The sequence below is a fragment of the Cupriavidus sp. 21MJTG02-4 genome, assembly GCF_057798975.1.
Window position 1 is genome coordinate 105,262 of record NZ_JBYOJP010000002.1, and the last position, 12,747, is coordinate 118,008.

Annotated in this window: 9 protein-coding genes; 8 read left to right on the forward strand and 1 reads right to left on the reverse strand. The window is 67.7% G+C overall.

Features of this window, described 5'->3' with window-relative positions:
- Nucleotides 1-12: 12 nt before the first annotated feature.
- Nucleotides 13-1,272: a CaiB/BaiF CoA transferase family protein gene (locus AC3FKH_RS03730; protein WP_488673045.1), complete on the reverse strand. Its 1,260-nt coding sequence runs from the start codon at nt 1,270-1,272 to the stop codon at nt 13-15.
- Nucleotides 1,273-1,421: 149 nt separating this feature from the next.
- Between AC3FKH_RS03730 and AC3FKH_RS03735 the strand changes: the two genes are divergently transcribed.
- The 8 genes from AC3FKH_RS03735 to AC3FKH_RS03770 all read left to right on the forward strand — a co-directional run bounded on the left by AC3FKH_RS03735 (nt 1,422) and on the right by AC3FKH_RS03770 (nt 12,735).
- Nucleotides 1,422-2,228 (forward strand): IclR family transcriptional regulator, encoded by an 807-nt coding sequence (locus AC3FKH_RS03735; protein WP_488673830.1) that lies wholly within the window; start codon nt 1,422-1,424, stop codon nt 2,226-2,228.
- Nucleotides 2,229-2,315: 87 nt separating this feature from the next.
- Complete coding sequence (locus AC3FKH_RS03740) at nt 2,316-3,332, forward strand: tripartite tricarboxylate transporter substrate binding protein (RefSeq protein ID WP_488673047.1); 1,017 nt, start codon at nt 2,316-2,318, stop codon at nt 3,330-3,332.
- Nucleotides 3,333-3,373: 41 nt separating this feature from the next.
- A complete protein-coding gene (locus tag AC3FKH_RS03745; protein WP_488673049.1) occupies nt 3,374-4,549 on the forward strand; it encodes an acyl-CoA dehydrogenase family protein in 1,176 nt (391 codons plus the stop codon).
- Between the two features lie 436 nt (nt 4,550-4,985).
- Nucleotides 4,986-6,116, forward strand: a complete 1,131-nt coding sequence (locus tag AC3FKH_RS03750; protein WP_488673051.1) for a formylglycine-generating enzyme family protein — start codon at nt 4,986-4,988, stop codon at nt 6,114-6,116.
- 44 nt (nt 6,117-6,160) lie between these two features.
- Nucleotides 6,161-7,252, forward strand: a complete 1,092-nt coding sequence (locus AC3FKH_RS03755) for an HAD family hydrolase (RefSeq protein ID WP_488673053.1) — start codon at nt 6,161-6,163, stop codon at nt 7,250-7,252.
- 53 nt (nt 7,253-7,305) lie between these two features.
- Nucleotides 7,306-9,063 (forward strand): arylsulfatase, encoded by a 1,758-nt coding sequence (locus tag AC3FKH_RS03760; RefSeq protein WP_488673055.1) that lies wholly within the window; start codon nt 7,306-7,308, stop codon nt 9,061-9,063.
- 58 nt (nt 9,064-9,121) lie between these two features.
- Nucleotides 9,122-11,761 carry a fused MFS/spermidine synthase gene (locus AC3FKH_RS03765; protein ID WP_488673057.1) on the forward strand — a complete coding sequence of 880 codons (2,640 nt, stop codon included), beginning with the start codon at nt 9,122-9,124 and terminating at the stop codon, nt 11,759-11,761.
- Nucleotides 11,758-12,735, forward strand: coding sequence for an AAA family ATPase (locus AC3FKH_RS03770; protein ID WP_488673059.1), 978 nt, complete (start codon nt 11,758-11,760; stop codon nt 12,733-12,735). The genes AC3FKH_RS03765 and AC3FKH_RS03770 overlap by 4 nt, the downstream gene beginning before the upstream one ends.
- Nucleotides 12,736-12,747: the final 12 nt, after the last annotated feature.

Here is a 12,747-nt window from a genome sequence, read left to right on the forward strand (position 1 = left end):
ATATGGGGGCGTTCAGATAATCCCCGCCTGGTGCAACGCGTCCTGTTCTTCCGCGCCAAGACCCAGTTCGCCGTAGATCGACGCGTTGTGTTCCCCCACGGACGGACCGGTGCGGGGCGCGGGCGAGATATGTCCGGAGAACCTCGGCACGACGCACGGGGCGGGGAGCGAGCCGAAATCCGGGTCGGGCAGCCGCGTTACCACGTTCCGGGCGCGCAAGTGCGGATCGGCCAGGATGTCTGCCATGCCGAAAACCTTGCTGAACGGCACGCCGTGCCGCTCCAGCGCCACGCTGGCCGCGGCATGGTCGTGTTGCGCGAACCATCCGGCGACGATGGCATCGAGCCTGTCGATGTTGCGCACCCTTTCGACGTTGCCGGCGTAGTCGGCGCAGGCGGCCAGTTCTGGCTGATCCATGGCTTGCGCCAGGCGCGCGAAGGTGGCGTCGGAAGAGGCCACCACCGTGACCCACACATCATCCGCGGTGCGATACATATTCGATGGCGCGGCATAGGTCGTGCGATTGCCCGCGCGCTGCCGGGACTGGCCCAGTTGTTCGTATTCGACCGCGAGCGGGTCGAGCAGGCGGAACACGGCCTCGGTGGCGGCCAGGTCGATTTCGCGCGCCGCGGTGTCGCGTCCGCTGCGCTGCTCGGCCACGGCGGTGGCAATGGAGAAGGCGCCGAACAGGCCGGCGATCATGTCGCCAACCGGATAGTTCATGTGCAGCGGGCCGCTTTCGGGCGTGCCGGCCAGGTTGGTAAAACCGCTCATGGCTTCGAAGATGCGCGCGAAACCGGGTCGCGTGGCGGCGGGGCCGGTCTGGCCAAAGCCGGTCAGCCGCAGCACGGTCAGCCGCGGATTCGCCGCGCGCAGCGTCCCGATGTCCAGGCCCCACCGGTCCAGCGTACCGGTGCGGAAGTTCTCGACCAGCACATCGAACCGCGGCAGCAGTTGCAGGAAGATCTCGCGGCCGCGGGCCGTGCGCACATCGAGCGAAATACCGCGCTTGCCGCGATTGGTGACCTTCCAGTAGAGCGGGCTGCCGTCCTTGACCGGCGCCAGCGTGCGCAGCGGATCGCTGCCGTCGGGCAGTTCCAGCTTGACCACTTCGGCGCCCATGTCGGCGCACAAGGTCGCGGCAAACGGGCCGGCCACCACCGTCGCCATGTCGAGGATGCGCACACCGGCCAGCGGGCCTTGCGTGGAAGCGGAACAGTCTGCGGAAGAGGGCGTGGAACGGGGCGTTGGTACTGCCTGAGATGCCTGCATGGGAATGACCTGTGGTTGGGCTTCCAGGCAAGGTGGCAGCCCTCGGCGCTGTGCGCAAGCACGGTTCCGCACAGCGAAACCGTCGTGATACAACGTTGACTTCCCCCCTTGCGGACACGAGCATGGAAAGCACGCAACGCCAACCGGAAATGGAACGCCACCCGCTGCCAGGCCTCGCGAGTTCCGATGAACTCTCCGTGGATCGCCAGTTCGCCACCAACCTGGCGCGCGGCCTGGATGTGCTCAGGGCGTTCTCGCCGGACCGTCCCGTGCTGGGCAACCAGGACATCGTGGAACGCACCGGGCTGCCCAAGGCGACAGTGTCCCGGCTGACGTACACGTTGTGCCTGCTCGGGTTCCTGAGCCGCGTGGCGTCGAACCAGAAGTACCGGCTGGGCGCGGGCGTGCTGGCGCTGGCGTACCCGATGCTGGCGGGGCTGGCCATCCGGCAGGTGGCCAGGCCGCACATGGAAGCGCTGGCGCGCGAGACCGGCTGCACCGTCAACCTCGGCATGCGCGAGCGCTTGTCGGTGGTGTACGTGGATAGCTGCCGGCTCGACCCGGCCAACTTCTACCAGCCCGACATCGGCAGCACGCGCCCGCTGCTGAGCAGTTCGATCGGCCGCGCATTGCTGCTGGCTTGCGAGCGCGAAGAGCGCACCGCCGTGCTGAACCGGCTGCGGGTCGAAGACCCGGAGCGCTTCGCCGCGGAGAAGCCGATGTGGGTCGCCGAGCAGAAGCATTTCGCGGAACACGGCTTCTGCGTGAGCCGCGGCGAATGGCGGCGCGAGATCCATGCGATTGCCGCCCCGATCCGGCAGTCGCTCCAGCAGGACGCGTTCGCGCTGAACTGCACGGTGTCGGCCATGCGCGATGCCGGCGACCTGCTGGTTCGCGAGGTGGCGCCAAAGCTGACCGAGGCCGTTCGGCAGATCGAACTGGCCTGCGCACGATAGCAGTCGTGGAGCCACGTCCCCGGGGCGCCGCGACGGCAACCTGACCTGTCGTTCACGAAGACGGCGGGCACCCGACAAGGAGACGTGATGCACAGCAGCAAGGCTTGGAGCCGGCACCGTTTTGCCGGCGCAATCGCACGCATGGCGGCGGGTTTGTGCCTGTGCGCCGCCGGAATGGCCGCCGCGCAGGAGCCGGCCGCCGCACGCTTTCCGGAGCACCCGGTCCGCATCATCGTGCCGTTCTCCGCCGGCGGCGTGGTGGATTCGGTGTCCCGCATCGTCGCCGAACGCGTGGCGCAGATCCTGCGGCAGCCGGTCATCGTCGAGAACAAGACCGGCGCGGGCGGCGCCATCGGCACCGACTTCGTCGCCAAGTCCGCGCCGGACGGCTACACACTGCTCGCCGTCAGTCCGAGCCACGTGGTGGGACCGCTGCTGAACAGCGCCATCACCTGGAATGCGGAACGGGATTTCCGTTCCATCGCCGGCTTAGGGTTCATCCCCAACGTGATCGTCGTGCCGGCCGCGTCGCCGGCGAAGAGCCTTGATGCCTTGCTCAGTGCCGCGCGCAACCAGCCCGGCGCGGTCACTTATGCGAGCGCGGGTGTTGGTACCTCGAACCATCTTTCCGGCGAACTGCTGGCGCAGATGACCCGCGTCAGCCTGACGCACGTGCCCTACAAGGGGCAGCCCGAAGCGCTGTCGGACCTGCTCGGCGCGCGCGTGTCGATGATGGCGCTGACCATCGCCATTGCCAGGCAGCAGGTGCAAAGCGGCAAGCTGCGCGCGCTCGCCGTCACGTCGGCGCGCCGTTCGCCGGCGCTGCCGGACGTCCCCACGGTCGCGGAGGCGGCCCGCATTCCCGGCTACGAGGTCGGCGCATGGTTCGGGCTGGTGGCGCCGCGCAAGACGCCGGATGCCTTGGTGAAGAAGCTTGCCGATGCCGTCGCCCAGGCCGTCGCCAATCCGGACATCGCACGGCGCCTGGCAGACCTGGGCATGGACGTCGCGCCGCAATCGGCGCCGGCCTTCGACCGCTACATCGCCAGCGAGTCCCGCAAGTGGACCGGGGTGCTGAAAACGGCCGGCATTGCCTCGCAGTAAGCCCGCTGTCCCCCTATCTTCCGACCCATCCTGTTACCGCCATGATCCAGAATCCCGCCCGCCTGCAGGCACTGCTTGCCACCCTGCGCCAGTTTGTCCTTGAAACCTGCATTCCGCAGGAAGCACAGATCGATCACGACGACTGCATTCCCGAACCGCTGGTCGACGCCATGCGCCAGCTCGGCCTGTTCGGGCACAGCATCCCCGAAGCCTATGGCGGCGCGGGGCTGACATCGGAAGAACTTACGCTGGTCAACATCGAGGTGTCGCAGGCCGCCACGGTGTTCCGCGCCCGCTTCGGCGGCAACACCGGCATTGCCTCGGAGTCGCTCGTCGTCGATGGCACGGCCGCGCAGAAGGCGCGCTACCTGCCGCGCCTGGCCTCCGGCGAGATCACGGGGTGCTTTGCGCTGACCGAGCCCGAGGCCGGCTCGGACGCCACGTCGCTGCGCACCAGCGCGACGCGCGACGGCGACCACTATGTGCTCAACGGGACCAAATGCTTCATCACCAATGCACCGCTGGCGGACCTGTTCACCGTCTTTGCGCGAACCGAGCCGGATACGCCTGGCGCGCACGGCATCAGTGCATTCCTCGTCGAGCGCGGCACCCCGGGCCTCGACACCAGCGAGCCCGAGCGCAAGATGGGGCAGCACGGCTCGCCCGTCGGTGACGTGATCCTCAGGGACTGCAGGGTTCCCGCCAGCGCCATTGTGGGCGGCGAGCCGGGGCGCGGCTTCACCACGGCCATGAAGGCGCTCAACAAGCAACGCATCAACCTGGCCGGCCTGTGCATCGGCCCGGCGATCCGGCTGGTCGACGAGATGGTGCGCTATGCCCGCGCGCGCGAACAGTTCGGACGCCCGATCTCGGAGTACCAACTGGTGCAGCAGATGATTGCCGACAGCAACACCGAACTTCACGCCGCGCGTGCGCTGGTGCTCGAAACCGCGCGCCGTCGCGACAACGGCGAGGACGTGACCATGGAAGCATCGATGTGCAAGATGTTTGCTTCCGAAATGACCGGGCGCGTGGCGGACCGGGCAGTCCAGGTATTCGGCGGCAGCGGCTACATGGCGCGCACGGTTGCCGAGCGCTTTTACCGCGACGTGCGCGTGTTCCGGCTTTACGAAGGCACCACGCAGATCCACCAGCTCAATATCGCCAAGCGCACCATGACGGCGCGCGCCGGCGCGCTGGACGCCAGCACGAACTGAAACTGGCAAGGCCAATGCAGGCTTCGGGGCGCGACCTTTGTCTGTCGCGCCCTTTCCACGTGGCCCTGTCGACGGCCCGTTGATGGGACAAATGCTCCTGTCCCATACCTGGCGTTTGTGTGCAGATCGCAGCATATCAACCGACGTGCATGCGCAGCCGCGCAAGAATTCGGGCCGCCTCGCCGAATTGCTGCACACAGCGTTGAATTCGGTGGCGCGTCGGGCCTGGCAGAGACTCGCGTGATTGTCGATGCGAAATATCTAAAATCACGTGCCAAGAAAACTGAATTCCGTTTCGCTTTTCCTTCTGCAACGATAGCTTCGCGGTGCGCTTTACGCACCACTTGTGCTTTGCGGAGGAAGAGCCATGGGCAAGAAGCGCGGGATTTCCGCTGCAACAGCGGTCGCCGCCGCGCCGCGCCGTTGGCGTGGGGCCATGATCGCGATGCTCGTGTGCGCCGGTGTCGCGGCGGGCTTTGGCGCGACCTGGTGGACGATGCATGGCCGCGACGGCGGCCAGCCGCAGGACATCGTGGTCGGTGATGGCGTGCGCGGCCCGGCCGGCATGGTCCACATCCCCGGCGGCGAATTCCTCATGGGCAGCGACAGCAAGATGGCGCAGGCCAACGAGAAGCCTGCGCACCAGGTGCGCATCCACGGTTTCTGGATGGACCAGCGCCACGTCACCAACGCCGAGTTCCGCAAGTTCGTCGAGGCCACCGGCTACGTCACCACCGCGGAAAAAGCGCCCGACTGGGAAACCCTGAAAGTCCAGCTGCCGCCCGGCACGCCGCGCCCGCCCGACAGCGCGATGGTCGCGGGCGGCATGGTGTTCGTGGGCACCGCGCGCCCCGTGCCGTTGCAGGATTATTCGCGCTGGTGGCGCTACGTGCCCGGTGCCGACTGGCGTCATCCGGGCGGCCCGGGCACGTCGATCGAAGGCAAGGACAACCACCCCGTCGTGCAGGTTTCGTATGAAGATGCGCAGGCCTATGCCAAGTGGGCCGGCAAGCGCCTGCCCACGGAGGCCGAGTGGGAGTTCGCCGCGCGCGGCGGCCTGGAGCAGGCCACCTACGCCTGGGGCGAGAAATTCGCGCCGGACGGCAAGCAGATGGCCAATGTCTGGCAAGGCCAGCAGGGCCAGCCGTTTCCGGTGGTCAGCGCAAAGGCGGGCGGCGCGCTCGGCACCAGCCCGGTCGGCACGTTCCCGGCCAACGGCTACGGCCTCTATGACATGACCGGCAACGCGTGGCAGTGGGTCGCGGACTGGTACCGCGCGGACCAGTTCCGGCGCGAGGCCGCGCTGGGCAAGCTGATCGCGGACCCGGCGGGCCCTGTGGCGTCGTGGGATCCGAGCGAGCCCGGCGTGCCCGTCACCGCGCCCAAGCGCGTCACGCGCGGCGGCTCCTTCCTCTGCAACGAAGACTATTGCCTGAGCTACCGGCCCAGCGCCCGTCGCGGCACCGACCCGTACAACAGCATGTCGCATCTCGGCTTCCGGCTGGTGATGGACGACAGCCGCTGGGCCGAACAGCGCAAGCAGCAGCCGCTGGCCATGGCGCGATAGCCGCGCCCCCCCTGCGCCCCTTCCCGATGACCGGAGTACGCGTGATGGAACCCTCCACCTTCAAGCCGCCCGCGCGCAATGCGTTGCGTCCCGCGCTGGCCGCGCTGTGCCTGGCTGCACTGGCGTTCACCGGTGCCGGCGTGGGCGGATGCGCGGCACCGGCCGAGGGCGGCGCCGCGGCGGGCGCGCAATCGGCGCAGGCGCCCGAGGCCGCCGCGCAAGCGCTGCCTTCCTGGCGCGAGGGCGCGGCCAGGCAGGCGCTGATCAAGTTCGTGGCCGATATCACGCGTCCGGGCTCGCCGACCTTCGTGGCGCCCGACGATCGCGTCGCCGTGTTCGACAACGACGGCACGTTGTGGAGCGAGCAGCCGCTCTATTTCCAGTTCTTCTTCCTGCTCGACCAGGTCAGGGCGGCCGCGCCGCAGCATCCGGAATGGAAGAACAATCCCGCCTTCAAGGCGCTGATGGCCAACGACATGCAGGCCCTGATGCGCAACGAGAAGGCGCTGCTGTCGCTGATCGCCGTGGCCAACAGCGGCATGACGGTGGGGGAATACGACCGCACCATCCGTGCATGGCTGGCGCAAGCGAAACATCCCAAGCTGCAGCGCCCGTTCACGGAGCTGGTCTACCAGCCGCAGCTGGAACTGCTGTCCTACCTGCGCGCCAATGGCTTCAAGACCTACATCGTCTCGGGCGGCACCATCGAATTCATGCGGCCGTGGGTGCAGAAGATCTACGGCATTCCGCCCGAGCAGGTGATTGGTTCCTCGCAGGCGGTGAAGTACATGGTGCGCGACGGCAAGCCGGTGCTGGTGCGTGACCCCAAGCTCGAATTCATCGATGACGGACCGGGCAAGCCGGTTGGCATCTACCGCCATATCGGCCGCCGCCCGATCCTTGCCGTGGGCAACTCCGACGGCGACCTGCAGATGCTGGAGTACACCACCGGCGGCGAGGGGCCGCGCATGGCCGTGCTGGTCCACCACGACGACGCCGAACGCGAGTTCGCCTATGACCGGCAGTCCAAGGTCGGCAAGCTCGACAAGGCGCTCGACGCGGCCCCGGCCAGAGGCTGGACGGTGATCAGCATGAAGCAGGACTGGCTGCAGGTCTATCCGGCCAGCAAGCCATGAGCACGATGAGCGCAGCAAACCGACCGTAATGGGTCAATGAACGGAGGCGGGACATGCACCGAGTTGAAAAAGGCAAAGCAAAAGGAGGAGGCACCAGGCTGGTGATGCTGGCCATGGCCGCCGCCGTCTTTACCGTCGCGGGCTGCGGCAAGAAAGAGACGCCGCCCAAGGCGCAGCAGCCAGCAGCACAGGCGTCAGCTGCGGCGCCGGAAACCGCGGCCGCGCCAGTGCCGGCGAAGGAGAACCCGCCAGTTGCCGCCAGTGCGCCAGTCGACGTGGCCTCGGCACCCGCGGTGGCCGCCACCTCGCCGTCGGGCAAGAAGCCGAACATCCTGGTCATCTTTGGCGATGACATCGGGCAGACCAACATCAGCGCCTACAGCCATGGCGTGGTGGGCTACCGCACGCCGAACATCGACCGCATCGCCAACGAAGGGATGATGCTCACCGACTACTACGGCGAAAACAGCTGCACGGCGGGACGATCCACCTTCATCACGGGTGAAGTCGGGCTGCGCACGGGCCTGCTGAAAGTCGGCATTCCAGGCGCAACGGTCGGCCTGCAGGCGCAGAACGTCACGATCGCGCAGGCGCTCAAGCCGCTCGGTTACGCCACCGGCCAGTTCGGCAAGAACCACCTCGGCGACCGCAACGAATACCTGCCGACCGCGCACGGCTTCGACGAGTTCTTTGGCAACCTCTATCACCTGAATGCGGAAGAGGAGCCCGAGCGTCCGTACTATCCGAAGAACGACGCGGCCTGGGTCAAGGCGAACGCGCCGCGCGGCGTGATCCATTCCTTTGCCGACGGCAAGGTCGAAGATACCGGCCCGTTGAACCGCAAGCGCATGGAAACCATCGACGACGAAACCACGGCGGCGGCGATCGGCTTCATGGAGAAGCAGGTCAAGGCCGACAAGCCGTTCTTCGTCTGGATGAACACCACGCGCATGCACCTGTTCACGCACGTGCGCGAATCGATGCGCGGGCAGAGCGGCATGCCGGGCAACGAGTATGCGGACGGCATGATCGAGCACGACGGCGACGTCGGCAAGCTGCTCAAGTCACTGGATGACCTGAAGATCGCCGACAACACGATCGTGGTCTACACCACGGACAACGGCCCGAACCAGTTCAGCTGGCCGGACGCCGCGACCACGCCGTTCCGCAGCGAGAAGGACACCAACTGGGAAGGCGCGTTCCGCGTGCCGGCGCTGGTCCGGTGGCCCGGCCGCATCAAGCCCAACACGGTGTCCACGACGATGATGTCCGGGCTCGACTGGTTCCCGACACTGCTCGCCGCCGCCGGCGATGGCGACATCAAGGACCGGCTGCTCAAGGGCACCAGCATCGGCGGAAAATCGTTCAAGGTGCACCTCGATGGCTACAACTTCGTGCCGTACCTGACCGGCCAGACCAATACCGGGCCACGCCAGGATTTCTATTACTTCAACGATGATGGTCAGCTGGTGGCCATGCGGCACAACGACTGGAAGTTCGTCTTCTGCGAGCAGCGCCAGCCGGGCGGCTTCCAGGTGTGGGCCAACCCCTTCACCTGCCTGCGCGTGCCGAAGGCGTTCAACCTGCGCATGGACCCCTATGAGCGTGCGGATATCGTCTCCGATCAGTACTATGACTGGACCGCGAAGAATGCCTACATGATCAGCTATGCGGGCTCGCGCGTGGCGCCATTCCTCCAGACGTTCAAGGACTATCCGCCCAGCCAGCGCGGAGCGAGCTTCACCATCGACCAGATGACCGAGGCGGTGATGAAGTCGATCGACAAGGGGAGCGGGGGGACCGGGAAGTAATTCCAGCGGCAACGGTTGGCCGGGCTATCCCGGCCAACCTCTTCACCAGGATCGCACCATGAGAGAAGCGCATGCCGGCGCAGACGCCGGCAAGCAGCAAGCGCGGCACAGATCTGGCAAACCGCGGCGCGCGCAAAGCGCCGCCGTGCAGGCAGGGCAGGGCCAACTGGCGCACGACGGCGCCGTGCTGGCACCTGCCCTGTTGCTTTTCGCGTCCGGCGCGGCCGGACTGATCTACCAGGTTCTCTGGATCAAGCAGCTCGCGCTGGTGGTCGGCGTCGATGTACACGCCGTCACCACGGCCGTGAGCGCATTTTTTGCCGGCCTTGCACTGGGCGGCTGGCTGTTGGGACGCGTGGCGGACCGCCATGCGCAGCCGCTGCGGCTGTATGCGTGGCTCGAGATCGCCGTGCTGGTGCTGGCCATCGGCGCCACGCTGGCGCTCGCACGCGCCGCCGCACCGTTCGCATGGCTGGAGGGCCGCGTCGGGCTGCTGGCGTGGGCGTTGCCGTTCGTGCTGGTGATCCTGCCCGCGGCGGCCATGGGGGGCACGCTGCCGGTGCTGATGCGCGTGCTGGCGTCGCGCGCGGGGCAGGTCGGCACGCACGGCGGACGCCTGTATGCCGCCAACACCGCCGGCGCGATTGCGGGCACGCTGCTGGCGGGCTTCGTACTGATTCCGTGGCTCGGCATTACGGGCAGCGCGCTGGCCGCTGCCACGCTCAACGGGCTTGCCGCCGCTGCGGCGCTGCGCATGGCATCGCGCCCGGTGCCGGCGGACGAGCCTGCCGCCACGGACGCCACGACAGCCGCCGCGGAGCCGGGGCGCGATGCGGGAGCTGGCCGACTGGCACTCGTGCTCTATGCGGCTGCGGGTGGCATCGCACTGGGTTATGAGGTGGTGTGGTCGCAAGCCATCGTGCAGTTCATCAGCACGCGGACGTTTGCTTTTACGATCGTGCTCGCGACTTACCTTGCGGGCCTGGCGATCGGCAGCGCGCTCGCCGCAAAACGCGCTGACCGCGCGCGAGACCCGTGGGGCGCGTTCGCCATGCTGATCGCCGCGGCAGGGCTGGTTGCGTTGCTGGAGATCGTCGTGCTCGGCGAATGGCTGCTGCAGGCGCAGGCAGCGGTATCGGCCTGGGCACAGTCGGCAACCTCGAACGGACTCGTAGCCGCCTGCGCGAGCTTCGCGGTGGCGGCGCTGTGCGTGGTGTTCGTGCCGACGCTGCTGCTGGGCGCGGCATTCCCGTTCGTGCTGCGCGTGGGCGTGGACAATCACCGGCTCGGTGCCGGCGTGGGCGCGGTGGTGGCGCTCAATACGCTGGGCGGTATCGCCGGCACGGCAGTGGCCGGGTTTGTGCTGGTGCCGCGCATCGGGCTCGTGCATACCTTGTCGCTGCTGGCTGTGGGCGCAGGCATTGTCGGCGTCATTGCCGCGGCGCTAGGCTCGGGCGTGACGAAACTGGCGCGCTGGGCGGTGCCGATGGTGGCGCTGCTCGCGGTGATTGCCGCGGCGCTGGCGCCGGCGGACCGCCTTGCCACGCTGCTGGCGCGCGCACGCGGCGGCGAGATGGTGTTCTACGAGGAAGGCCGCGGCGCTACCGTGGCGGTGGTGAAGCAATCATCGGCGACCCACAGCTTCAACCGGCTCTATATCCAGGGCGTGTCCAATTCTGGCGACACGATGACGTCGCTGCGCTACATGCGCTTGCAGGCGCTGCTGCCGCTGATCGTGCACAGCGGCACGCCGCGCTCGGCACTGGTGATCGGCCTTGGAACGGGCATCACCGCCGGCGCCACGCTGCCGTTTGCAGGCCTGGAACAGCGCGTGGTGGCAGAGCTGCTGCCGCCGGTGCTGCGTGCCGTGCCGCAGTTCCAGGGCAACTTCGGTGTTGCCAGCGACAAGCGCGTCGATATACGGCTCCGGGACGGCCGGCGCGAGCTGCTGCAGAGCGAGCAGCGCTACGACCTGATCACGCTGGAGCCGCCGCCGCCTTCGGCCGCGGGCGTGGTCAACCTCTACTCGACCGATTTCTATCGCCTCGCCGCGGCTCGGCTGCAAGCGGGCGGACTGGTGGCGCAATGGCTGCCGCTGCCTACGCAGAACGATGAAGACACGCGTTCGCTGGTGCGCAGTTTCCTCGACGTGTTCCCGCACGCGACGCTGTGGACCACGGAGCTGCACGAGATGATGCTGGTGGGCTCGATGTCGCCGGTCACGCTCGATGCCGCGCGCATCCGCGAGCGCTTTGCGCAGCCGGAAGTCGCGGCAGCGCTGCGCGCGGTGGGCGTGGCGTCACCGGCTGCGCTGCTGGCAACGTGGGTCACGGACCGCGCGGGACTGGAGCGCTATGCGGGTGACGCGCCCGCCGTGACCGACGACCATCCCCGCATCGAATACGCGACGTGGGTGCGGCGTGCCGAGTTCCCGCAAGTCCTGCAGCGCCTGCTGACGCTCCAGACGGAACCGCCGTTGATCGGAGCGGATGCGGCCCTGATCGCCGATATCGGGCTCGAACGTGAAACGCTGCACACCTTCTACACGGCCGGTCTGGATGCCTATTACGGCGACCGCGATGCCTGGGCGCTGCATATGCAACAGGTCATGCGCACCGATCCCGACAACCCTTACTACGGCTGGTTCGGGGGCGGCCGCCGGGCGCCTGGCCCCGCCCCATCGAGGAATGTCCCATGAGCACCCGTGACGACGTGCTGGCATTGCAGCAGCGAATGGGCGAATCCATCGTCGGCCAGCAGCATATGATCGAGCGGCTGTTGCTCGGTCTGCTGGCCGATGGCCACTTGCTGGTGGAAGGACTGCCGGGCCTGGCCAAGACGCGCGCGATCAAGGTGCTGGCGCGCAACCTGGAGGCGAAGCTGTCGCGCATCCAGTTCACGCCCGACCTGCTGCCGGCCGATATCACGGGCTCCGAGGTCTACTACACCGAGGGCGGCAAGGGCGAATTCCGCTTCCAGGCGGGCCCGATCTTCGCCAACCTGATCCTTGCCGACGAGGTCAACCGCTCGCCGGCCAAGGTGCAGGCCGCGCTGCTCGAGGCGATGGAAGAGCGCCAGGTCACCGTCGGCGGCACGACCCATAAGCTCGACCCGCTGTTCCTGGTCATGGCCACGCAAAACCCGATCGAACAGGAAGGCACCTATCCGCTGCCCGAAGCGCAGATGGACCGCTTCCTGATGCACGTGAACGTGACCTATCCCGACGCCGATGCCGAAGCGCGGATCGTGGCGCTGGCGCGTGCCGAAGAGTCGGGCGCCGAGGCCGGCGCGCAAGCCGCTGCCGTACAGCGGCTCGCGCCGGAGGTGGTCTTCGCCGCGCGTGCCGAGATCCACCGCATTCACGTGGGCGAAGCGGTCTCGCGCTACATGGTCGCGCTGGTGCAGGCGACGCGCGAGCCCAAGACCGTCGATGACGAGCTGGATCAATGGATCCAGGTCGGCGTGAGCCCGCGCGGCTCCATCGGCCTGGACAAGGTGGCGCGCGCGCACGCCTGGCTGCACGGGCATGACTTTGTCTCGCCCGAGAATGTGCAGGCCGTGGTGCACGAAGTGTTCCGCCACCGCCTGATCCTGTCGTACGAGGCCCACGCCGCCGGTGTCAGCGCCGATGCCGTGATCGACCGCCTGGTGCAGCAGGTCGCCGTGGCCTGACGCGGCGGCCGG